Below are 23,047 nucleotides of genomic sequence, written 5' to 3'. Positions count from 1 at the left end.
CTGGAACTCCTCACTGCGTCAGCGTTTGTTGCTTCAGGTCGCCGTCGAGTGTCTCCTTAGCGGATAGTGGGGGTCTCTTCTGTATGACGGGCTGCTCGATGATCTCAATCGGTGCCGCGACCGCGGTAGCGGCAACGGTGCCGATATTGGTCACCGTTCCGCCGACGACGGCCGTAATGCCTTGGCCCAATGTGACCTTGGAATCGGTAAGGGTCTGGCCGGTCATGAGGCGCTGACCGATGAGTTGGACAATCTCGGGACTTTCGGCGAATTTGCCATGGTTTAGACTGTCGTTGCTCTTCACCTTCGTCAGGTCGATGGCGGTGATGCCGGCTTTTTCCAGCTTCGAGCGGTAGGGCTCTTCGGCCGGATTGATCGCGCCGAGACGGGAGACGCGTCCCGTGATGAAGCTGGAGATCGCAAGCGCCTTGTCATCCTGAGAGACGAAGATCGTGAATTTTGGACGTGGCTCGCCCATCTCCACATATTGTTTGGCGAAGACCTGGATGTCGATGTCAGGCGAGGCCAGTATGACATTGTGGATCTTCGAATTGACGTGGCCGTCGCGTATCCCCATCTGCCGCAGAGATTCCATGGCAAGCCAAGTCCCCATCGAATGGGCCATGATGGTGATGTCCTTGACGTTGGGATCAGCTGCCAGCGTGCGCAGTGCCTGCTCCAGCGCCGTACGCGAATAGTTCGTACTTTCCTTGTCGTATTCGTAGGCGGTGATCTCCGCTCGCGACGGCCAGGTGAACAAGACCGGCGTCGCCTGCATCTTGCTATCGTGGACGATCTGCGCCAGCCGGAAAACCGAATCCTCATAGGTGTTGTTGAAGCCGTGAACGAAGACGAGCGCATGTCCGCCGTTCACATGCTGCCGGAACCAGACGCGGCCTTGTGCCACCGTGTCGATCTGCTGAACACTGGTCACGGCAAAGTCGGTGGCAGGATTCGGAGGAAGGCGCTTTGGCCACTGCACGGTGCCGACTTCGCGCTTTGCCGGGATAGAAATCGAGATCTGGGTCAGATGCGGTTTGGGACTGCGCTCGCCGTTGAAGAGCGTGGCGGGGCTTCCCGAAGGCTCGCGCGTGGTCGCGACCAGCATGTCGACCCTAGCTGTCGGGGGCATCGACGATGACGTTGAAACCGGTGTCATCACGCCGCCCGGATGCCCGCAACTCGTCAGAAGAAGAAAAAGAGCCACACCACATTTTGCCATGCACGCATCCACGCATCCTGCGATCGCTCAGGAGGAAGCTTTCCGAGCCCAAACACTAGCAGGCTGACCATGCCGACACCTGTAGCATCACGTAATATCTGTAGGTTTTCCGATGATCAGCCATGGTCTCAGCTTTCCGAATTGCCGGATCCCGACCGCAGATGCTTGCGCCTCTACCGAAGGGGACGGCGACCAATGAGAACTGCGCAATTGCCGGTCGCGATCGCTGGGATGGCCTTATCAGCGGGAACGAAATCCAGACGCCATGGTTAAGCCCTGGAGCGGCGCCTCGTCCCGGGAGCCGCGCGAGGAGATGTAGCCGAGGAGGATGTTGTGAATGTCCTGATGTTCAACAGAGTGAGAAACAGTCACGACGGTCCCGATGCCCCTTTCGTGACCACGGACGGTGATAATCGGAAGCTCTACAGGTTCGCTCTGCAATACGATATGGACGGCAAAAGCTGGGCGACTGAAATATGGGCCTATTCCTCTCAAGATGCCGAAGAGCGCGTGGCCGCGATGCGCCGATCGCTGACGATGTGCGGCCAACTTTACGGCGAGGTGGAAGTTTAAAGCCCCGAGGTGCTTCGGCATCTCCGATCATGATCAACGAAGATATTCGTCTGTCTCCAGCCCTTCGGCCGGCTGAAAGCGTCAATCTCGTGGAAAATCGGTCGATCGATCACAACGATGCGGTTTGTCCGGTATCGTACAGCAACGAAGAGCGCGCACACCGCTTTCCTTCTTATTACGGGAGGAAAAAATGAAGCGCTCGTTCCCAACAAGCTCAGCGTCGCATTGCAAAACAACGTCCGCCATTGAGTCGGAGATCGTCCAGTTGACGCCGGCGTTACGTGCATTTGCCCGGAGGTTCCTGCGCAGCGAGGACGACATCGATGATCTCGTGCAGGAAACGCTGCTGAAGGCATTGAACTCGCGACACCTCTATAAGCCCGACACCTCTCTCAAATCCTGGCTGTTCACAATCCTGCGAAACACATTTTGCACCAACTACCGCCGACAGAAACGCGAGCCGACCGCAATGGACGCGGCCATGGAACAAGTCGCGATTGCGCCCAGCCAGGAATGGGCGCTGCGGGAGCGGGAGCTGCAACGAGCACTCGTGCAACTTCCAGACGACAGGCGCCGGGCACTGATATTGGTGGCGACCGGAACGAGTTACGAGGACGCTGCAAGGCTGTGCGGTTGCCGGATCGGCACGTTGAAAAGCCGTGTAAGCCGGGCACGCGGGTCCTTGCTCTCGATGCTCGGAAACAACCTCATCGACTGATCGTCTTTGCGCCGGCAACAATTCCGCCGACAACATCGTCGGCTGGATCGTCGCGCCCCAGATCTATTCTCCCAAGACAGCGATGCCGGCCACCGGAATATCCGAGAAGGAAGCGCGTGACCTCGCGGCCTATCTCGATGCCGCGAGCAGTGATTGGCCGTTTCCTAAGCTCGTTAATAAGCGCATGATCATCGCTGGGAGAGAAGGACATTGAGATGGACAGAGGTATGGTGGAGAAACATCTGCAGCAGGCACGAGAGCATGTGGCGCTAGGAGGACAGCACATCGCTCGGCAGCGCGAGATCGTGGCTGAGATGACCGACCGCGGCTCCGACGCGAAAGAAGCGCAACGACTCCTGGTGATTTTTGAAGAGTCGCAGGTCATGCATGTTGCTCACCTTGATAGGCTTAAGGCCGAGTTGCTTGCCCTGCGATGAAAAGCATGGGCCCCGGTATAAGCTGGGTCGAACCGTTGCGGTAATTGTCGACGGATCAGCAGAGGATTTCGGTCCATAGCGGACCACGCGGCTACGCCTGTCGTGAGGTATCGATAGCAATTTGCAACGCTTCCAACAGCCGCGTCATATCGATGGGTTTGGCACAGCAGCCAATTAATTTGAACCGCGCCGGCAAAACAGAGGCGTCGTAGCCGGTCGTGAACACGAAGGGAACATGGAGTTCCAGAAGCCTGTCGGCAACCGGGTATACCGGCTCACCATGCAGGTTGACGTCCAAGACCGCTGCGTCAAGAACATCCGATACGGCCAGCAGCTCAATCGCATGTTCCAGAGATTGCGCCGGGCCAATGACGATGGCCCCTGCGTCAGCCAGCTCCAGGGATAGGTCTTCCGCCAGCATGAATTCGTCCTCGACCACAAGCACGCGGTATCCGACGAGCATCCGTTCAGCCATGACCATCATCCTCGACCAGGTTGCTGAGGTAAACAGGGATTGCGATCGTGCAATGGACTCCATCCTTACCAAGAACATAGGACGTCTTCGCATCGAGCTGGTAGGGCAGCGCGCGTTCGATCAGTTCACGACCTTGGCCGCCCCCTTGCGGTCCGGAATCGGCGGGCGACATCTTCACCCGGCTCTCCCGCCAATCGACATGCAGCCATGGCTTGCCGCTTTCGCCTTGTTGCTCGACACGCCAAACGATCGCCAGATGCGCCTGCGGTTGGCTAAGCGCTCCGTATTTGGCGGCATTGGTGCCAAGCTCGTGCATCGCCAATGCCATCGTCTGGACAGTCGTCGAGCGAAGCCTGACACCTTCCGGACCTTGCAAGGTAACCCGGCTCGTCTCGCCTCCCGGCACACCGTGGGCTGCCAGTTCGGAGCGGATGAGCTGATCGAAGGTGATACGATCCCCCTCCTGTAGCCGCGACAAGAAGCCCTGCACCCGCGCCAGCACATCCAGCCGGTCGCGGAACTTCTTGTGGAAATCCGCCAGATCGGTGCTGGTACGCATGGTCTTGTCGGCTATCGACCGGACGACGGCCATGAGGTTGCGCGTGCGGTGCTGAAGCTCGGCGACGAGGACTTTCATACGGTCGGCAGAGGCCTTTTCATCGGTGATATCGCGGCCGATACCACCGATCTGCGTGAAATTTCCTTCCTCTCCGAAAAGCGGGAACTCGGCGTTACGCAACCATCGGATTTCGTGGTCAGAGGCGCGCCTGATGCGGTACTCGTATTCCGCACGCTCGCCGTTTCGCACGCGACGAATCTCGGAGAGCGCCTGTTCCCGGTCTTCAGGGATGATCAACTCCGCCCAGCTGCGGAAATTGTTGTCCGTCACGGCCTGCTGGCGCTCGACACCATAGATGGTCTCGAAAGCCGGCGCGAGGTAGTTCCATTGCAGCGTCTCCGCGTCGCGGATCCACAACACGTCGGAAGAGGCTTCGCCAAACAGGCGGAACTGCTCCTCCTCCTGCCACAAAGCTGCCTGTGCTTGTTTCCGTGCCGAGATGTCGATGCAGAACTCAGCGATCGTGCCGTCGCCAAGATCGCGCCCGGCAAACAACATCCAGCGACGCGCACCATCGGCTAAGAAATACTCCTTTTCATATGGCCCCATGCGGCCAGTCTCTTTCAAAGCTGCCATCTGGGCTTCGGTCTCGGCAATGTGCTCCTCCGGGGTCAGCCGGCGCCAGTGCAGCTCTGCGCGCTCCATTTGTGACCGACTGTACCCGGACATCTTCAAGAACACTTCATTCGCGTCGAAGATGACACCGTCCTCATTTAGAAAAACCACGCCGACCGCATCTGTCTCCAGAACGCGCTGCAGGCGTTCCTCGCTGCGTCGAAGCGCCATCTCCGCCTCGTAGGTCCCCGTCAGATCTGTGAAGGTGACGACAGCTCCGCTGATATAATTATCGACGCTGCGATACGGCAGCGCGCGCGCGGCGTAATGCCGGTTGTCCGTGGGGTCGCTGACCTTCCGGTCCACGGGCATCAGCGTTCTGAGGACAAGTCGAACATCGTCCAGCAGTTCCGGATAAGCCACGCGCGATACGACATGATCCAGCGGTCGCCCGACATCCGTGTCAAGCAGATGGAATATTTCGGTTGCCGCCGGCGTGAAGCTTCTGACGCGCAGATCGTTGTCGAGGAAAACAGTAGCGATCTGGGTCGCCTCGAGCAGGTTCTTCAAGTCCGAATTCGCGCGGTCAAGTTCGGTGACACGATGGGCCAGTTCGCCGTTGACGGTCTGCAGTTCCTCGTTGACAGATTGCAGTTCTTCCTTCGAGGTTTCCATCTCCTCGTTGGCAGACTGCAGTTCTTCGTTGATCGACTGATATTCTTCGTTGGACGATTTGAGCTCTTCGTTTGTGGATTCGAGTTCCTCGATGGTCGCCTGAAGCCGGTCGCGCGTAAGGCGCAAATCAGTCTCGAGACGCTGGACATGCTCTTCGCTCGTCAGCCGTCCTCCGTCGGGCGCCGTCCCCTCAGCCACCTGCCCTGCGTCTTGAAACAGCACCATCAGCGAGGTGACGTCGCCGCTGCCGAGAGGTTCGACGATTATATTGACGGCGTAGGTGCGATCGTCCTGGCGCAACAGCACCCTCGGAACTTCGACCTTGACGGCTTCCGTCGTGGCACGCTGCAAGGCGGAGCGCATATCGAGCCGAAGATCGCGATGAGCAAGGCTCAGGAGGTTGAGTGTCGCCATTCCCGATGCCGGTTCGAGATAGCGGCCTGTGCGTCCTGAGAAGTGGAGAACATCATAGTGCGAATCGACGACCACATAGGCTGGGGCGAAGCGCTCTGCTACGACCTCTGCTTGCCGGCTGATGGTTACCGACAGCCGGCCGGTCTGCAGCATGGGAGCTGGTGCCGAGAACGGATGGTCGGGGCTGCGCGGACGTGGACTGAGCGGGAAGTCCGGAATGATCCGGGTTGCCGTTTCCAGCCTTCGAAACAGGCGGTTTTTGCGGTCGACGGGTGCAAAAAGCTTGGCGTGGCGTGTAACATTCTCCGAGGAACCCAAAAACAGAATGCCGCTCGGCCTAAGCGCAAAGTGGAATATCGGCATGACCCTGTTTTGTAATTCGTTGTCGAGATAGATCAGCAGGTTTCTACAAGACAGGATGTCGATGCGGGAAAATGGTGCATCCTTGACGATGTTGTGAGGAGAGAAGATGCACATCTCCCGCAATTCCTTGACGACACAATAGGTATCGCCTTCTCGCACGAACCAGCGAGCGAGCCGCTCTGGCTGGACCTGGGATGTTATCGCAGCGGAATAGCGCCCGGCGCGCGCAATTCCCAGTGCGCGGGCGTCGAGATCCGTCGCGAATATCTGCACTTCCGGGGGATAATCCATGGTGGCCACATGTTCGCGCAGCAGCATTGCGATTGAGTAGGCTTCTTCGCCGGTGGCGCAACCCAGCACCCAGACGCGCACCTGGTCGGTCGGCTCCTTGCCCTCGAACAGCCTCGGAATCTCGCGCTCAAGGGCATCGAACTCGCTCGGATCCCTAAAAAACTGCGTGACGCCGATCAGCAGGTCCTGAAAGAGGTTCTGTACCTCCTCACGGCTAGCGCGCAATCGCTCGATGTAGGTGTCGATGCTGACGATCTGCAGCACCTGCATGCGCCGTTGGACGCGCCGCGTGAATGTCCCGCGCTTGTATCCGTGGAAGTCATGGCTGGTGACATTGCGAAGAACGGTGGCAATCTGGGTAATCTGCGCCTCGATGGCGCCGGACGCTTCCTCGTCCAGACCAGCCTCTTCTTCCTCGATAACATTGCTCGCATAAAGCGCGATCTGCGTTGCGATGCTCTGGGCCGGCAGACGCAGGTCCGCGATCGCCACTGCTCCTCTGCCTTCCTCGAGAGATCCACTTTCTCCATCGCTTATCTCCACGATCGAGAGGCCGCCAAACTTCTTGGTTGCCGCGACCCCAGCCGTGCCGTCATTGTCAAGCCCGCTCAGGATCACAGCAATCGCGCGCTCGTGGGCATGTTCTGCCAGCGAGATCAGCATGGTATCGACCGTGCCACGATGTCCGACGGGTTCAGAGGCCGGCCGGACGCGGATATGACCGTCTTCGAGGGTCATCATGTCGTCGGAGCCACCGATATAGATATGGTCATGAAGGATCCGCTCTCCATCGGCTGCGACCGTCACCGCCAGTCGCTCCTGCCTCCCCAGCGTTTCGAGCACGGTCGCGGCGCTAAGACCCTCCTGCTGGTAAACTGCCACAAGGTAGGATGCGCCGAGGCCCACGCCAATCTCGGAGAATATCTGCTCGAGCGAGCGAAGCGACTGCGCTGAAACCGCGATACCGACGATCACGAGCGGTTGTTCGTGCTGAACCCGTTCAGGTGCGCTTGCCTGTTGCACCATATCTTCCTGTTCGTCGTACGCCATCATCGATCCATGTCTCTGTTCCACCGACTTAAAACGTTCGGCTCGGCACAAAGATACACCTTTATCAGAAGTCTTGAAAACGTGCCGCGCGGCCGAGGCGCGAAGACGTCAAGGCAGCGTCGCGCAGGGTCGCGGAATAGCGCCGATATTCTGCAGCTCTTGCCTCATAGAGTTCAGCGACGGTGGTCCGGCCGGTATCACGCGCGTCCCGAGCCATGCGCTCAACGAGGGTCACCCGCTCCTCCATGACCCGCATCGCAATCCTGATCGCCTCGTCCAGCTCATCGATGTGCCCCGCCAGCGCGTCAGCGGTATAGGCGTGGCCGATCTGACACCGAAACCGCAACGGCCGGGAACCGCGAACCTCCGAAAGCACGCCATGGCAATCCGGGCAAGTCATAGCAATTGGTGACGCGATCTTGCGAAGTTCGGCGCTGCCAGTTTGTCCACCCGCCGCGATTTCGACTTCGAGCCGCAACTCGTCGGACGGCAAATCAAGACTCGGCCCCGCTTCGCTTCCCGCGAGGTCGGTAAGAAACCTGCCGAGATCAGCCGCCGCGGCCACATGATCGACCTCTACGGCTTCAAGCGCCGCAAGCGGCATCTGATCCGCCACCGCATCGAGCGGGTGCTGCACCACGGCCGTGCCGCCATTGGATTTGATCGCATGAAGCCCTGCCGCGCCGTCATTGAGCATCCCGGTCAGGACGAGCCCCACCACGCGTGGTCCGAATGACAGGGCAGCAGAGCGAAACATCGGATCAATCGAGGGCCGGGCCATGTTTTCCCGTGGGCCGGCTCCGAACATGATCGTTTCGCCCATGAGCAGCAGGTGGCGGTCGGGTGCAGCGAGATAGACGTGTCCGCGCTCGATCGGCTGGCCGTCAACCGCCTGCGTCACCGGAAGCTTGGATCTCGCCGCTAGCATCTCCGGCAAAAAACCGGGTGAGTTTGAAGGAATGTGGGTACTGACGAAGACAGTTGCCGGAAGGTCAGCAGGTAGATCAGCGACCAGGGTCTTGAGCACAGCTCCACTCCCCGTCGAACCGCCGATAGCAATGATATCCTTGGTCGCGCTTGATGACATGACCTTTGACCTTTCAAGATCATGCTCAACAGTCGGCGAGGCCTCATGGTTCCGCGTCGTACGCAGACAGTCCTAATTGTTCTTCCACATAGCAGCTCAACCGCGGAACCCTGCACCTGCGGCCGGGCTGTCGGTAGATGGGTCGACCGCGCGTCTCAGCAGATTCAAGACAGCTCCATACGGCGAGACGATCAGTTAAGCTTTTCGAACCCGCCGGGTGGACCAAAGAGTGCGACGGCGATCTGCTCGAGTTCAGTTGGTTTTTCGCAGAGCGCAAACCCCTTGTACTTTACTGGGATGTGGGAGGGGTCGTAGCCGGTAGCAAAGACGAAGTTGATGTCACGCGCCTCCAATTCATCGGCGACGGCAAATACAAGCTCGTCACCAAGGTAGACGTCGAGGATCGCTGCGTCGATGTGTTCCCGGTCGATAAGGTCGAGGGCGCGGCCAACGTTTGACGTCGGACCTACCACGATTGCCCCAAGATCCTCCAGCGTCCGGCGAGTCTCGTCAGCCAGAAAATATTCGTCTTCAACGATCAGGATGCGCTTTCCCGAAAAGAGTCTCGTTTGATTGCTATTTTCCACCGGGCACCTTTCCAACGAGGCGGGATTCGAAGAGCAGATAGATGCGTCCTGCGAACACAAGGAATTGGTTCATGATCTGGCTCCTTCGCCTGTCAAACTATAACTTGAGGCAAAAGTTGCGCCCCACGGCAGGTTTAAACGCTGCGACGAGGTGCTCACCGCTCATAGGAATATAGGCTTTATTTTCGTCCTTAAAGTTTTCGGGATTGAAAAGCGGGGATATGATTGGCCGAGTTCATCGAAATGTTCTCGGCGCCGCGCAATGAGAAACCCATCAGGCGCTCGTATTCCGCCTCGGGGATGCCGTAAGAACCATGGGCCTTCAGAACAAGCCCGTCCCGATCGACGACGATGACCTTTCCTCGTACGGATCTGATGAGCTTTTCGCCTTCCAGAACGTGGAGCGCGCCCGTCACTCCGGAACGCCGGACGCCGAGCATGAAAGACATATATTGATGGGTCAGATTCAGCACTTGGCTGTCGGCGCGATCATTGAGCATGAGCAGCCAGCGCGCCAGCCTCTGCTCTATGGAATATCGGCCATTAGCCAAGGCCGTATAGCTGATCTGGATTCCGAGCGACCGCGAAAATGACGATGAAAGAGATCGCAACTGCGGCGCCTTCTGCGTGAGACGAAGAAAGCTGTCGACATCGATGCGCTGGGCAGTTCCCTCGATCTGCACCATCATAGCGTAAGGCGTGCGCCAATCGCCTTCCAACAATCCGGTACCGGTAACGCCTTCACGCCCGATCAGACCGGCCTCTACTTGTGCGCCATCGAGGGACAAGGCGATCAGCGATACAATCCCGGCTTCGACGAAGGAGACTGCCGTTATCTCTCCAAACTGCCGTTCAAGGATCTCGCCTTGAACCAGCCGAATCGATTTCAGATGCGGCTGGATGACATCACTTTCACGGGACGAAAGCGCGGAAAGAATGAGATTTTTGTGGTCGCCCGATGCCTTCTCCGCCGGGCCTCGGCAGTTGGAAAGGGCTTCGAAAATCGCGCTCTTGTCCAGCGGCTTTTCCACGAAGATCCGATCCGCAAATCGCGGAGGAACGACGTCCCGGCTGTAGCCGGTTGCAAAGAAAAAGGGGATATTGCGCTTCGATAGCTCATCGGCGACAGGGAACACCATCGTTCCACTAAGATTGATGTCCAAGACCGCAACGTCAATTTGGGAACCGTCGTCAATATAATTCAGGGCTTGCTGGACGTTGGGTGCAGGCCCGATGATCTTCATTCCGGCTTCTGACAGCTTGGACGCGAGGTCGCTCGCAAGGACGTAGTCGTCCTCAACGACCAGGGCCACCCGCGCGGGCTTGTTGAAAGCCGTATTCATGCCGCTTGCCTCCTAACGTCATGTTCTGCTGCAGGCGAAAACGTTTGGGTTATCGACCTGTTCCAAATCGACCCCAAAGCGCCATTCCCAACATCGCGATCGACGGTGGCGCCACAGGACGCGAAGATCGTTCGGGTTGGAACTCCGGTTTCCAATAACCATTATCGCGAGGGATGGGTGTCGGGCCGCGCCGGCACCTCGTCGATCAACGCTGCGTTCGTCGCAGGGCCATGCGATCGGCAACCAGATGCGCAGCCGCGGCGAAGGCCGCATCTTGCCGACGGGCTCGATCGCCGGTCTCATGCCCGGCTCCGCCGTCTATAACGGCACCAAGGCCTTCATCAACAGTTTCTCTTTTGCCTTGCGCGAAGAACTGAAGGGATCCGGCGCGACCGTCAGCTGCCTCATGCCGGGCGCGACGGAGACCGAGTTCTTCAAGCGGGCCGATCTCATGGGTACTGCGATCGGCCAGGCGAAGAAGGATGACGCGGATGACGATGCGCGGATGCCAACGTCGCGCGGCAAGCATTCTGTCCCATCAGCATTCGGTTCGGGCACGAAATAAGAGCAAGTTTCTGGGGCGGCGCTGCGATCCGGTCCCGCGTCGCCATCCGTCCAGCAATTTAGTCGCGCTCGACGAATTTGTTGAATCGGCTGATCATCCCGTCCTTGGTCTTGTCCTGGTAGAGAAAAGCCAGCTTGTTCTGGTCGAAGATCTTGAAGAATTCATCCCAACCGATCCCGTCGAATTCCTCTTCTTTTTCTCCGAAATCGATGCGCAGCACGCCGCCTTTACCGCCGGCGCGGATAACCGCCGGCTTACCGTCCCTTTTCTCCGCCCATTTCTGGATCGCCTTGTGGTCCGTCGTCGTCTCGGAACTGCTCATTGCTGCCTCCATCTGTTGTTTTGTATTCGGCATATGATCGTCGGGTCGTCACAGCAGCGGTTGCCTTTGCTTCCAGTCGCGATATGGCGCGAGCAGTTCGCCGGGATAGCGCCGCTCGATCTCGCTTTCGGTCAAAACAATCCGGGGAAGGATCTCTTGCGCCGCATCGTCCCCGGCAGCTTCGCTGGCGCTTTCCAGCTCGCTCATGGTCATAAACACCTCGTCGTCGGTCATCACCTCAAGGCGGGAGGCAAGGTCGTCGACCGGTTCGTTGATGAGTGGGTTCGTGGACACTGACGCCTCATCGGAACGGAATTTCCTAGTTTGCATAGGCCTGTCGAACTTCGCTCTTCACACTAAGTTCCCCACATGGACCGAGCAGCGCATCGGAATGACGAGGCTCTCCCGTTGTTTCCATTCTTCTGCCCGGCCGAGAAGCTTGCCCCTAGCCACAACGCCGACAGTGGAGCTGATCCATGGATATGACGCAAATCCGAGACCGCATGGTGGAGCACCAGCTGACGCGTCGCGGCATTCGCGATCGAAGCGTCACCGAGGCGATGCGCACGGTGCCGCGCGAAAAATTCGTTGCTCCAGGTTTCGAGGAATTCGCCTATGAGGATGCGCCGCTGTCGATCGGCGAGGGCCAGACGATTTCGCAGCCCTTCATCGTGGCACTGATGCTCGAAAAGGCCAGTCTGGATGCCGGCGACAAGGTGCTCGAGGTCGGAACGGGCTCCGGCTACGCTTCAGCCCTCATGAGCCGAATAGCAAGGCAGGTCTATTCCATCGAGCGCCATGAAAGGCTGGCGCTTCTGGCCAGGGAACGGTTCGATCAGCTCGGATACCACAATATTGACGTTCGCGTCGGTGATGGCAGCAAGGGCTGGCCGGAAGCCGCCCCATTCGATGCCATTATCGTTTCTGCGGCAGCACCCGAGGTGCCGTCCGCCTTGAAGGAGCAGTTGGACCTCGGAGGGCGGCTTATCATCCCGGTCGGCCGCAGCGAAGAGCAGCGCTTGAGACGCATCATGCGCACCGGGGCCGCCCAGTTCGAGGAGGAAGATCTCGGCGGGGTGGTCTTCGTTCCCCTGATCGGCGAAGACGCCTGGACTGCTGCACATCCGAGGTACACGGCGACGGTCCCGGTATCGCCGGGAACTCTTGCGTCCGGCCCCGGTTCTCTGCGAAACGCACAGGGAGAGGGCATGGGAGAGATAAGCAAATCGCCGGCGCTACCCGAAGGCATGCTCGACCATACCGAGTTCCAGCAACGATTCTGGGCAGTTCAACGTATTTCGTGGATCGTGTTCACGCTTCTTCTGGTGATCTGCTTGCTGCTTTACTTGGAACAGGCGGCCCTCGGGACGATTTCAACAAGCAATATCACTCGGACAAGGAAGCCGCCGCCCACGAAGACGCCGCCGATCTCTTCAAGCGCTAATGCGACGAAGGGGACAATCCCAAGCTGAAGGCATGGGCCGCAAGCACACCTGGATGGGGAATGATCAAATGCCGTAGAAACGACGAGGCCGACGACGCACTGCCCCTCCCACCCTGGGGCATTGCTCGAGGAAATCATCCCGGCAACGGCAAAGACCAAGGTGGAAATCGCCCATCTGCTAGATCCTCAGAAGGACAGGTCGAGCGCCCTGCCCTCGAACAGACGGTCGCGGGAGCCTTCGAGATGCGCCTTCATCAGCCTTTGCGCATCGTCAGCCCGGCCATCGGCGATCGCTTTGTAGATGGCGTTATGCTCTTCATAGACCTGTTCCAGCCCTTGGCGAGGGCCAAGCAGGGAGAGGCCGTGGAGATGCATGCCGACGGCGATATGCGCCTTCAGCGCGTCGATCGAAGCGGTATAATAATGATTGTTTGCAGCCTCAGTTACCGCGCGATGGAAGATGAAATCGGCATCGGTGCGGTGCAACTGATGGCTGGTCGCCTCGCGCAGATCCGCAAGGGCGCCGGCGATTTTCTGGATCGCCGATTCATTGCGGCGCTTGGCGGCGAAATAGGCGGCGGCCGGCTCGATGGTCAGGCGGAATTCGTAGCAGCGCTGAATATCGGCGATCGTCTTGACCGGCGAATAGGCAAGCTGCGTCGTCGGCGACCCATGGGCGCTGACGAAGGTGCCAGCGCCCTGCCGGGCATAGACCATGCCCTGATCGCGCAGGCGGGCCAGCGCATCGCGGACGATCGGCCTGGAAACACCGAGCATCGAGGCAAGCTCATGTTCGCCGGGAAGGCGTGAATCCGGTGGATAGTTTCCGCCGCGGATACGCTCGAGCAGCTGGTCGAAGACGCGATCGACCAGCTTGACGGCCTTGCCGCGTTCGGGCTTGCCCGGCGGGCCGGCTTCCGCGTTCAAAGATTCGCCATTCACTTCAGCCACGTCATTCTCCCCGGCGGTATCTTATGCCGCCTGATTCCAAAGAACCAGTTTTAACAAACTATCCGGATTGCCGAAGCCCCCCGACTTCACGGCGCACCGAAATTGCCGCCCGTCAGCGGCCGTGATATCAAACCAAGGGATCCCAGCCTCGATCTCGCCCTTTGGCGCCAAGACTCTCACCCCAAGTGCCTGGAAAACGGCAAGCGCCGTATCGCCGCCGCCGACCATCAGCATCTCAGGCCTGGTGTCGTCGATGGCCAATCTGACGCCTGCCGCAAAGCGGCGGGCGACGAGTGCTGCATCGGCCTCCATCTCGCCGGTGCAGCGCAGCAGCGCCGGCAGCGCCAGGCCCTCGCCGCATTCGATCTTGCCCATCGGCGCATCCGCCAGCACGCGCAAGGCGCCCGAAGCTTCGAGCCGGTTCATCTGGACTGAGGTGATCGGATCGCGCGAGCCAAAGGCAAACAGCGTGCGCGGGGTTGCCGTAAATTCCGTCATCGGCCGCCGCCCCGTTTCGCCGAGCCGGCGGGCAAATGCCGCACCGAGACCACGCGCACCGACGCCGAGCGTCGTCAGCCAGTCATGACCCTCGACGATCTGATCGAGATCGCTCTCATCCTCGGCATCGGCAACGACAACATCGCCCGCACTGCCCGCAAAAAGCATGGCGATCGGCAGCGGCGTGTTGACGCCGCGGCCGACGACACATCCGCGGTAAGTCACGCGCTCCTGATCGGGGATGGCGGGCGCCACGAGGATGGTCTTCAGGCCGAGCGCCTTTTTCAGCGCCAGGCTTTCCGCAGCGACATTGCCCTTCAGCCGGGAGTCGATCTTCTTCATAACAACGGAAGGTTTGATGTCACGAATGACCTCGGCGGCCGATCGGACCCTTTCGGCAGCTTCACGCTCGCTAAGAGCGCGAGAGGCGGTGTTGATGACCAGGACATCGCAGCCGGTGGCGATCGCAGCCTGTGCCGCCTCGACATCGATGGCGACCGCAACCGAAAGGCCGGCCGCGACGAAGGGCGTGCCGGTATCGAGCGCACCCGTCAGATCGTCGGCAATGATCGCAGCCTGCAGCGTCATGCGATTTGCTCGGTATTGACGGCGTGGCAGGCAACGAGATGGCCGGGCTTGGCCTCCTTCCAGGCGGGAATAACTTTGCTGCAGACATCCATCGCGATCGGGCAGCGCGTGTGGAAACGGCAGCCGGAAGGCGGGTTCAGCGGGCTCGGCACGTCGCCCTGCAGGATCTGGCGCTGGCGGGTGCGCTCATGCTCCGGATCGGTCTCCGGAACGGCCGACAGCAGCGCCCTGGTATAGGGATGCAGCGGATTGTCGAACAGTTCCTCGCGGCTGGCAAGCTCGGCGAGCCGCCCCAGATACATGACGCCGACGCGGGTGCTGATATGGCGCACCACCGCCAGATCGTGGGCAATGAACAGATAGGTCAGCCGGTATTTCTCCTGCAGATCGAGCAGCAGGTTGATGATCTGCGCCTGGATCGACACGTCGAGCGCCGAGATCGCCTCGTCGCAGACGATGAATTTCGGCTGGCAGGCAAGCGCGCGGGCAATGACGACACGCTGACGCTGGCCGCCGGAAAGCTCATGCGGGTAACGCTGGGCAAACCGCGTGGGCAGGCCGACATCGGTGAGCAGCGTCACCACTTTCTCTTTCAGCTCGGCCTTGGTGCAGAGTTTGTGGAAGAGGATCGGCTCGCCGATCGCCTCGCCCACCGTCATACGCGGATTGAGCGTCGAATAGGGATCCTGGAAGACGATCTGCAGGTCGCGGCGGAAGGGCCGCATCTGCTTTTCATCGAGCGTCGCGAGGTCCTGGCCCTTGTAAACGACCTTGCCGCTGGTCGCCTTGTAGAGGTTGAGGATGGTGAATCCGGTCGTCGACTTGCCGCAGCCGGATTCGCCGACGAGGCTCAGCGTCTCGCCTTCCATGATATCGAGATTGACGTTGTCGAGCGCATAGACCGTCGCCGAGCGTTCGCCGAAGGCGCCGAGCTTGACGTGGAAATGCTTGACCAGGTTTTCGACCTTGAGCAGTGGTTGAGCATCCATTACGCGGCCTCCTGCATTCTCTGGACGACGAAACAGGCGGCGCGATGATTGCTGCTGCCGCTTAAGCGTTCAAGCTGCGGCACCTTTTCGTGGCAGATCGTCTCGGCGAGCGGACAGCGCGGCGCAAACGGGCAGCCCTTCGGCCGGCGGCCGGGCTCCGGCGGCGTGCCGCCGATCGAACTCAGCCGGCTTGCCGGCGGGTCGGACAGTTTCGGGATCGAGGAGAGCAGGCCGCGGGTATAGGGATGGCTCGGGCGGGCATAGAGCTCGTCGACCGGCGCATCCTCGACGACCGTGCCTGCATAGAGCACGGCGACGCGGTCGACCAAGCCGGCGATCAGCGCCAGATCATGGGTGATCCAGACGACCGACATGCCGAGCTTGGCGCGCAGGTCCTTCACCAGATCGACGATCTGAGCCTGGATGGTGACGTCGAGCGCCGTCGTCGGCTCATCGGCGATCAGAAGCTTGGGATTGCAGGCAAGGCCGATCGCGATCATCACGCGCTGGCGCATGCCACCGGAAAGCTCGTGCGGAAAGGCCTGCAGGCGCTCTTCCGGGCCGGGAATGCCGACGAGGCGCAGAAGCTCGACGGCGCGGGCGCGGGCCGCAGCCTTTTTCATCCCGCGGTGATACATCAGCGGCTCGCAAATCTGGTCGCCGACGCGCATGACGGGATTAAGCGACGTCATCGGATCCTGGAAGACAAAGCCGATATCGCCGCCGCGCACCTTGCGCAGCTCGCGATTCGACATCGTCTGCAGATCGCGGCCGTCGAAGGTGGCCGTTCCCTTGGTGACCTTGATCTTGTTCGGCAGGAGCCGCATCAGGCTCAGCATGGTGAGGCTCTTGCCGCAACCGGATTCGCCGACAACGCCGAGCGTCTCGCCCTTGTCGACATGGAGATCGATGCCGTCGACGACGACGGCCGGGCCATTGCGGCCGTCGATCTCGACGGTGAGGTTCCTGACATCGAGCAGGCGTTCGGTGTTTTTGGTGTCGATCATTTGCTGCCCCGCGGATTGAGCGCGTCGTTGAGACCGTCGCCGAGGAAGCTGAAAGCAACCGAGGCAAGGCCGAGCACGGCCGCCGGAGCGGCAAGGAGATGCGGATAATGCTGCCAGACGCGAAGGCCGTCCGAGATCATGTTGCCCCAGCTCGGCGTCGGCGGATTGACGCCGACACCGAGGAAGCTGAAGGCGCTTTCCAGCACCATCGCCGTGCCGAGGCCGGCGCTGACCGAGACGATCAGCGGTCCAAGCGCATTCGGCACGACGTAACGCTTGATGATGACCCAGTTCGAAAGGCCGAGTGCCTGGGCTGCGGTGATATAGGGTCGGCTGCGAATCGACAGAACCTGGGCGCGCACCAGACGGGCATAGGGCGGCCAGGAGATCAACGCCATCGAGCCGAAGACGAGGATGAAATCCACCCATATCGTCTGGCGATAGAAGGGATTGAAGGTCTCGAGGTAACGCGCCTCCATCCATCGGGTGATCGGCGATTTCAGCGATGCGTTGATGACGACGACGAGCAGCAGGTTGGGAACCGACATTGTCACGTCGGTCAGCCACATGATGGCGCGGTCGAAGGGATTGCCGAAGAAACCGGCCACCGCGCCGAGCGTGAGGCCGATCAGCACCGCAAAGAAGGTGACGATGACGGCAACGAGGAAAGCGGTCCGCGTGCCGAAGACCACCCGGCTGAAGACATCGCGGCCGAGATCGTCGGTTCCAAAAAGATGGCTCATCGACGGCAGCGCGTTACGTGCGTTGAGATCCTGGCTCAGATAGTCATAGGGCGTCAGGTAAGGCCCGAAGATCGCTGTGAAGGCGAGGATCAGGACGATAACCAGGCCGAAGACGGCGAGCTTGTTGCGCTTCAGCCGATACCAGGCGTCGCGCCACAGGCTGACCGGCTGTTCCTCGACGGTTTCGGTGGTGGATAGAGGGATTGCGGACATGGTCAGCGGCTCCTTCTTGCATCATTGGCGCGCGGGTCAAGCAGCGGATAGAGCACATCCACCAAGAGGTTCGACACCATCACCAGGAACGATCCGATCAGCGTGATCGCCAGGATCACCGGATAGTCGGAATTGATCAGCGCCTGCACCGTCAGGCGTCCGAGCCCCGGCAGGCCGAAGACCAGTTCGACGAAGATCGCGCCGTTGACGATGGTGATCATGATCAGGCCGAGCTGCGTCACCACAGGCGTCAGTACCGGCCGCAGGATATGGCGCAGCGCCACGATGATCTCGGGCACGCCCTTGGCCCGCGCGGTCCGGACGAAATCCTCCGACAGCACCTCGATGACGGCAGCCCGGGTCTGGCGCACGATGAGCGCGATCGGCTGGAAGGAAAGCACGAGCAGCGGCAGTAGGATACGGACATCGAAAATGCCGCCCCAGCCATAGGGCACGCTCGCGCCCGGCAGCAGCACGATGAGGCCGACCATCAGCAGCGGCCCGGCGACATAGGCCGGGATCGCCCAGAGGAAGAGCGCGGAGCCAAGAATGGTATAGTCGAGGCGCGAATTCTGGTTCAGCGCCGCGATCATGCCGAGCGGGATCGCAACGACGGTCGTCAGGATGACGGAACAGAGGGCGAGCTGGAAGGAGACGGGAGCGGCGGCTGAGACCATTGCCCAGACGGCGCGGCCCGACGTCAGCGAGTTGCCGAATTGGCCGTGCAGCAGGTTCCAGATGTAAAGGCCGAACTGCTCGATGAAGGGTCTGTTAAGGCCAGCACTTTCGCGGATGGCTTCGATGCGCTGCGGATTATAAGCGACGTCGCCCGGTGCGCGCAGGAAGATCAGCTTGATCGGATCGCCGGCGCCGTAGAAGGCCAGCGCGTAGACGGCCAGCATCACCACCAGAACGGAGGGAATCCAGATGGCAAACCGGGTTAGCACGTAGCGCAGCATGGCCACCTCCCGTCAGTTGTTCGATGCGTTCTTGTCCTTCGCAGAAGCCCGACAGATCGCATCTCTTCTTGAAATTTGCGCGAAGACCTTGCGGCCTTCGCGCGTTTATCGCCAGGAACGATTGTTCCGGATCAACCGATGGAAATGTTCCAGGGTTCGACGATCTGCCAGTCGAGGTTCTTGTCCAGGCCCTTGACCTCCTTGGTGGCCCAGCGCGACATCGCCTGAGAATACCACGGAATGAAGGCCCAATCGTCGCGGAACGCCTTCTGGGCTTCCTGGGCAAGAGCGATGCGCTGCGGATCGTCCGCAGCCTTGGTCGTCGCCTCAGTAAGGGCGCTGTCGACCTTGTCGTTCTTGTATCCGCCGAGCTTGTTCTGCGCATTCGACGAGGTCGAGGCGATGCAGCCTGCCAAATAGGAAACGGCATCGGGAACGCGGGTGCCGACATCGTCGCGGAAGATTTGGACCGAGTTCTGGTCCGGGCCGGCATAAGCATCCTGCTGCGGCTTCATGTCGACGGCGGTGATGCCGAGGTTCTGGCGCCATTGCTCGGCGATGAACTGGGCGGCGGCCTGAATGGCCGGCGCCGAGATGCCGACGAACATGATCTTCGGCAGGCGCTCAGGTCCGCCATAGCTCGATTCGGCGAGCAGCTTCTTTGCGGCTGCCGGATCAAAGGGAAAGGGCTCGAAGCCGGAATCTTCGGCGCCCGGAACCGAGTTGAGGATCTGGTCGGCCTTCTTGTGCGGCCCGTCCGGATAGGACGCCTTGAACAGGCCGTCGCGATCGATCGCCATGATCAGCGCCTGGCGGACCTTCGGATCGTCCATCGGCGCGCGGGAGATATTGAACCAGAAGTGCTGGCTGGTCGGGATCAGCGGGCCGGCGGAGAATTCGGGGCCGAGATCCTGGATGATCGTTGAAGTGACGAGTTCCGTATGTGCGTTGAACTCGCCGGATTTGATCAGCGATGTCGCCGTCACATTGTCCTCGATCGAGGTGACCTCGATGCGCGCGAGCTTCGGCTTCGGGCCGAAGAAGTTCTCGTTCGGCTCGAAGGTGAGCTTGCCGGCGTCGATATCGATGCTCGTCAGCTTGAAGGGGCCGGAGAAGGCCGGCTTGCTGTCAGGCTTGTACCAGTCGATGATCTCCTCGCCGTCGCTGCCGCGCGACTGCGAGGCCTTGGTGATCGGCGCGATGTGGTTTGCCAGGCGCATGAAGAAGATCGGATCGGCTGCCGTCAGCGTCACGACGACCGTCCCCTCGTCGGGTGTCGCGACACCCGTCAGCTCTTTGCCGGAGCCGGCAGCGATCTCGGCGTAACCCTTGACCTTGCTCAGCACCTGGTCGGCGCGCTGGCTCTTGGTGTTCGGCATCGAGGCGACTTCCCACGATCCCTTGACGTCGGCCGAGGTGATCTTGCTGCCGTCGGAGAAAACGGCCTTGGGGTCGATCTTGAAAGTCCAGACGGCGTTGTCGGCCGATTCCCAACTGGTGAAGACGTAAGGCTTGATTTTGCCTTGGCTGTCGAAATACATCGGCGAGGCCCACCAGATCGAATTCCAGCGGAACGTCCTGCCGCCGCCGCGCAGCGGCGACCAATCCTGATCGAAGGCCGGATGTGCGACCTTGAGGACCTGGCCCTCGTCGGCCGTTACGATGCGGGCATTCATCCCGAACACGGTGAGGCCGACGCCGGCCGCAAGACCGAGCTTCAGCGCGTTGCGACGCGATATATTGGTTTTATCCGATTGATCTAAAGACATGGCATTCCTCCCAGGTGAATTCGGCAGCGCTCTCCCTGCCCCTTGCCAGGCGCAGCACAATCCGTCCCGTATCGTTCTCTCGTTATTGTAAATATGTCAACAAAAAATCGCATTTTCCATTCCAACAAAATTTCCAATGACAAATACCCATGCAATAACAATTAGTTAAATTTTACGTCTCGAAGGAATGCATTTTGTCTGCTTGACAAAAGGGCCGCAATGGAAAAGTTTTCCGCAATCCATCGCGACAGACGAATGACAATGGAATGTGCAGCCGGCCGGTTCGAACACGCACCGGCAGGACGGGACGCACCGAGGAGGGCGAAATGAGCCATCACAGGATTACAGGCGTTTTCAGCGCCGCCGCAACGCCGCTGACTGCGGACAATACGCCGGACCTCGCGCTTTTCACCGACCATTGCCGGCAGCTGCTGGCCGAGGGATGTCATGGCGTGGCCCTGCTCGGCACGACAGGCGAGGCCAATTCCTTCTCCGCAGCCGAGCGCCGCGCCATTCTGGAAGCGGCGCTAAAGGCCGGCATTCCGGCCGACAGGCTTTTGCCGGGCACCGGCGTCGTCGCCATTCCGGAGACCGTCGAACTGACCCGGCACGCGCTTTCGCTCGGCGTCACCAAGGTGGTGATGCTGCCGCCCTTCTATTACAAGGGCGTCTCCGACGACGGCCTCTTCGCCGCCTATTCGCAGGTGCTGGAAAAGGTCGCCGATACGCGTCTGCGGGTGATCCTCTATCACATTCCGCAGGTTTCTGGCGTTCCGCTCTCCATTCCGCTGATCGGCCGGCTGATTGCGGCCTTCCCGGAAACGATTGTCGGCATCAAGGAATCTGCCGGTGATTTCAACAACATGCAGGCGATAATTGCCGCCCATCCCGGCTTTTCGGTGCTGGCCGGCGCCGATCCGCTGCTGCTGCCGCTGCTGAAGGCTGGCGGTGCGGGCTGCATCACCGCAACCTCCAATCTCGTGGCGGATTCGCTGCGCACCGTCTACGACCATGTTCATGACGAAGCCCGCGCCGACGATGTCGAGGCAGCGCAGGCGCGCATCAACGCCTATCGCACGCTTTCCAATTCCTACGTTCAGATCCCGACCATCAAGGCAATGGTGGGGTTAAAGACCGGCAATCCCGCTTGGAAGCGCACACGCGCGCCGTTGATGCCGCTGAGCGAGGCGGATTATGCCGCGCTCGCCGAAAGCTACGCCAAGCTGCCTTGAGGAGATCCGCTATGAGTTTTACCGGCCTGCCTTCGGAAGCCGTGCCCGCCCTGATGACTGGGCTTATCACCCCGCACCCCTCCATTCAGGGCCGGGCTGATGCCTATCTGCCCTCCCCTTGCATCCAGAACCATGCGGCCAATCTCGCCTTTCTGCCGGACGGCACGCTGACCTGCGTCTGGTTCGGCGGCACGATGGAGGGCATGGGTGATATTTCGATTTACATGTCGCGGCTGGCACCGGGCTCCCAGCGCTGGTCCAAGCCGGAGAAGATGAGCGACGACCCAGAGAAATCCGAGCAAAATCCGTTGATTTTCAACGCTCCGGACGGGAAAACATGGCTGCTCTACACCTCACAGACCTCCGGCAATCAGGATGGCTCTGTTGTCAAATGCCGGATATCGGGGGATGGCGGTAAAAGCTTCGGCCCGGTTCGCATCCTCTGCGACAGTCCCGGCACCTTCGTTCGCCAGCAGATCGTCGTCAACGACCGGGGCGACTGGCTGCTTCCGGTTTTCCGCTGCGTCGGCCTCAACGGCCAGCGCTGGAGTGGCGACGCCGATACGGCGGCGGTGCTGATCTCACGAGACGGCGGCGCCAGCTGGCAGATGCGCGATATTCCAGACAGTATCGGCGCCGTGCACATGAACATCCTGCCGCTCGGCGGCGACGAGATGGTCGCCTTCTACCGCAACCGCTTCGCCGAGAGCGTTCTTTCCAGCAGATCGACCGACGGCGGCGAAACCTGGAGCGTGCCCGAGCCCACCGAACTGCCGAACAACAACTCCTCGATCCAGGCTACCATGCTGAATGATGGAGCGATCGCAATGGTTTACAACCATTCGAATGCCGGCATGTCGGACGCGCGGCGTCAGTCCCTCTATGACGAAATCGAAGGCGACGAGCCCAAAGAGGCCACTATGGTCGCCGCCGATATCGGCCGCAAGGCGGTCTGGGGTGTTCCGCGTGCGCCGCTCAGCTTCGCGATATCGAGGGATGGCGGCAGAAGTTTTCCGCATCGCATCGATCTCGATACCGGCGACGGCTTCTGCCTCAGCAACAATTCGAAGGACTCGCTGAACCGCGAATTCTCCTACCCCTCGATCATCCAGGGCAGCGACGGCACGCTCCATGTGGCCTACACCTACTACCGGCGCGCCATCAAATATGTGCGGCTTGCCCCGCAATCCCTGCCGTAAGCGAGCCGGCGGCCGAAAATTGTAAATCTGTGTCCGGTCGAGCGCGAAAGCATGCAGGCTGGAACTGGCGTTGATCGGCATCGCGAGAGAATGTGACAACATCTCCGCGCTGTTCGGCACCGACGCAAATGGCGGCCCATCCTTCATGTTCGAATGCCA

At 60.3% G+C, this 23,047-nt stretch carries 20 protein-coding genes and 4 pseudogenes; 9 read left to right on the top strand and 15 right to left on the bottom strand.

What is annotated here, in order from left to right; translation table 11 throughout:
- Positions 1 to 10: 10 nt before the first annotated feature.
- Positions 11 to 1,222 (bottom strand): alpha/beta hydrolase, encoded by a 1,212-nt coding sequence (locus tag HJB84_RS14610; protein ID WP_221116249.1) that lies wholly within the window; start codon positions 1,220 to 1,222, stop codon positions 11 to 13.
- 333 nt (positions 1,223 to 1,555) lie between these two features.
- Between HJB84_RS14610 and HJB84_RS14605 the strand changes: the two genes are divergently transcribed.
- From HJB84_RS14605 to HJB84_RS14595, 4 genes and pseudogenes are all read left to right on the top strand, one after another.
- Positions 1,556 to 1,795 (top strand): hypothetical protein, encoded by a 240-nt coding sequence (locus HJB84_RS14605; RefSeq protein ID WP_311044112.1) that lies wholly within the window; start codon positions 1,556 to 1,558, stop codon positions 1,793 to 1,795.
- Between the two features lie 190 nt (positions 1,796 to 1,985).
- Positions 1,986 to 2,513, top strand: coding sequence for a sigma-70 family RNA polymerase sigma factor (locus HJB84_RS14600; protein ID WP_207585794.1), 528 nt, complete (start codon positions 1,986 to 1,988; stop codon positions 2,511 to 2,513).
- 16 nt (positions 2,514 to 2,529) lie between these two features.
- A pseudogene (locus HJB84_RS34090) lies at positions 2,530 to 2,655 on the top strand (cytochrome C); the annotation flags it as partial.
- Positions 2,656 to 2,728: 73 nt separating this feature from the next.
- A complete protein-coding gene (locus tag HJB84_RS14595; RefSeq protein ID WP_221116248.1) occupies positions 2,729 to 2,950 on the top strand; it encodes a hypothetical protein in 222 nt (73 codons plus the stop codon).
- Positions 2,951 to 3,041: 91 nt separating this feature from the next.
- Here the strand turns inward: HJB84_RS14595 and HJB84_RS14590 are convergent, their stop codons facing one another.
- The 5 genes from HJB84_RS14590 to HJB84_RS14570 all read right to left on the bottom strand — a co-directional run bounded on the left by HJB84_RS14590 (position 3,042) and on the right by HJB84_RS14570 (position 10,409).
- Positions 3,042 to 3,425, bottom strand: coding sequence for a response regulator (locus tag HJB84_RS14590; protein ID WP_207585796.1), 384 nt, complete (start codon positions 3,423 to 3,425; stop codon positions 3,042 to 3,044).
- Positions 3,418 to 7,392 carry a CheR family methyltransferase gene (locus HJB84_RS14585; RefSeq protein ID WP_221116247.1) on the bottom strand — a complete coding sequence of 1,325 codons (3,975 nt, stop codon included), beginning with the start codon at positions 7,390 to 7,392 and terminating at the stop codon, positions 3,418 to 3,420. Before HJB84_RS14585 ends, HJB84_RS14590 begins: the two co-directional genes overlap by 8 nt.
- Positions 7,393 to 7,456: 64 nt before the next feature.
- A complete protein-coding gene (locus HJB84_RS14580) occupies positions 7,457 to 8,479 on the bottom strand; it encodes a chemotaxis protein CheB (protein ID WP_221116246.1) in 1,023 nt (340 codons plus the stop codon).
- A 191-nt stretch (positions 8,480 to 8,670) separates the two neighbouring features.
- Positions 8,671 to 9,066, bottom strand: coding sequence for a response regulator (locus HJB84_RS14575; protein WP_207585799.1), 396 nt, complete (start codon positions 9,064 to 9,066; stop codon positions 8,671 to 8,673).
- A 191-nt stretch (positions 9,067 to 9,257) separates the two neighbouring features.
- Entirely contained in the window at positions 9,258 to 10,409 is a 1,152-nt protein-coding gene (locus tag HJB84_RS14570; RefSeq protein WP_207585800.1) for a helix-turn-helix domain-containing protein, read from the bottom strand.
- A gap of 229 nt (positions 10,410 to 10,638) precedes the next feature.
- Between HJB84_RS14570 and HJB84_RS14565 the strand changes: the two are divergent.
- A pseudogene (locus HJB84_RS14565) lies at positions 10,639 to 10,917 on the top strand (SDR family NAD(P)-dependent oxidoreductase); the annotation flags it as partial.
- Between the two features lie 115 nt (positions 10,918 to 11,032).
- Here HJB84_RS14565 and HJB84_RS14560 read toward each other — a convergent pair.
- Together HJB84_RS14560 and HJB84_RS14555 are read right to left on the bottom strand one after the other, a co-directional pair.
- Positions 11,033 to 11,296 (bottom strand): hypothetical protein, encoded by a 264-nt coding sequence (locus HJB84_RS14560; protein WP_207585801.1) that lies wholly within the window; start codon positions 11,294 to 11,296, stop codon positions 11,033 to 11,035.
- A 48-nt stretch (positions 11,297 to 11,344) separates the two neighbouring features.
- A complete protein-coding gene (locus tag HJB84_RS14555) occupies positions 11,345 to 11,590 on the bottom strand; it encodes a hypothetical protein (RefSeq protein WP_221116245.1) in 246 nt (81 codons plus the stop codon).
- A gap of 182 nt (positions 11,591 to 11,772) precedes the next feature.
- On the opposite strand from HJB84_RS14555, the pseudogene HJB84_RS14550 reads away from it, so the two are divergent.
- Together HJB84_RS14550 and HJB84_RS33990 are read left to right on the top strand one after the other, a co-directional pair.
- Positions 11,773 to 12,659 (top strand): annotated as a pseudogene (locus HJB84_RS14550) (protein-L-isoaspartate(D-aspartate) O-methyltransferase); the annotation flags it as partial.
- A 3-nt stretch (positions 12,660 to 12,662) separates the two neighbouring features.
- A pseudogene (locus HJB84_RS33990) lies at positions 12,663 to 12,737 on the top strand (DUF305 domain-containing protein); the annotation flags it as partial.
- A 189-nt stretch (positions 12,738 to 12,926) separates the two neighbouring features.
- Here the strand turns inward: HJB84_RS33990 and HJB84_RS14545 are convergent.
- From HJB84_RS14545 to HJB84_RS14515, 7 genes are all read right to left on the bottom strand, one after another.
- The gene (locus HJB84_RS14545; protein ID WP_221116244.1) at positions 12,927 to 13,691 is read right to left on the bottom strand and encodes a FadR/GntR family transcriptional regulator; all 765 of its coding nucleotides are present in this window, start codon (positions 13,689 to 13,691) and stop codon (positions 12,927 to 12,929) included.
- Positions 13,692 to 13,712: 21 nt separating this feature from the next.
- Positions 13,713 to 14,777, bottom strand: coding sequence for a four-carbon acid sugar kinase family protein (locus HJB84_RS14540; RefSeq protein ID WP_207585804.1), 1,065 nt, complete (start codon positions 14,775 to 14,777; stop codon positions 13,713 to 13,715).
- Positions 14,774 to 15,766, bottom strand: coding sequence for an ABC transporter ATP-binding protein (locus HJB84_RS14535; protein WP_221116243.1), 993 nt, complete (start codon positions 15,764 to 15,766; stop codon positions 14,774 to 14,776). Before HJB84_RS14535 ends, HJB84_RS14540 begins: the two co-directional genes overlap by 4 nt.
- Positions 15,766 to 16,773: an ABC transporter ATP-binding protein gene (locus tag HJB84_RS14530; protein WP_207585806.1), complete on the bottom strand. Its 1,008-nt coding sequence runs from the start codon at positions 16,771 to 16,773 to the stop codon at positions 15,766 to 15,768. Before HJB84_RS14530 ends, HJB84_RS14535 begins: the two co-directional genes overlap by 1 nt.
- A complete protein-coding gene (locus tag HJB84_RS14525) occupies positions 16,770 to 17,729 on the bottom strand; it encodes an ABC transporter permease (RefSeq protein WP_207585807.1) in 960 nt (319 codons plus the stop codon). Before HJB84_RS14525 ends, HJB84_RS14530 begins: the two co-directional genes overlap by 4 nt.
- A gap of 2 nt (positions 17,730 to 17,731) precedes the next feature.
- Positions 17,732 to 18,688: an ABC transporter permease gene (locus tag HJB84_RS14520; protein ID WP_207585808.1), complete on the bottom strand. Its 957-nt coding sequence runs from the start codon at positions 18,686 to 18,688 to the stop codon at positions 17,732 to 17,734.
- A 131-nt stretch (positions 18,689 to 18,819) separates the two neighbouring features.
- Positions 18,820 to 20,457, bottom strand: a complete 1,638-nt coding sequence (locus HJB84_RS14515; RefSeq protein WP_207585809.1) for an ABC transporter substrate-binding protein — start codon at positions 20,455 to 20,457, stop codon at positions 18,820 to 18,822.
- A gap of 326 nt (positions 20,458 to 20,783) precedes the next feature.
- On the opposite strand from HJB84_RS14515, the gene HJB84_RS14510 reads away from it, so the two are divergent.
- Together HJB84_RS14510 and HJB84_RS14505 are read left to right on the top strand one after the other, a co-directional pair.
- Positions 20,784 to 21,689, top strand: a complete 906-nt coding sequence (locus HJB84_RS14510; RefSeq protein ID WP_221116242.1) for a dihydrodipicolinate synthase family protein — start codon at positions 20,784 to 20,786, stop codon at positions 21,687 to 21,689.
- An 11-nt stretch (positions 21,690 to 21,700) separates the two neighbouring features.
- A complete protein-coding gene (locus HJB84_RS14505; RefSeq protein WP_221116241.1) occupies positions 21,701 to 22,888 on the top strand; it encodes an exo-alpha-sialidase in 1,188 nt (395 codons plus the stop codon).
- Positions 22,889 to 23,047 lie beyond the last annotated feature (159 nt).

It is taken from the genome of Rhizobium sp. NZLR1b (genome assembly GCF_019685155.1).
Classification (GTDB): domain Bacteria; phylum Pseudomonadota; class Alphaproteobacteria; order Rhizobiales; family Rhizobiaceae; genus Rhizobium.
Note: the sequence above shows the minus strand (reverse complement) of the source record. Positions and strands in the feature narration are given on the sequence as shown.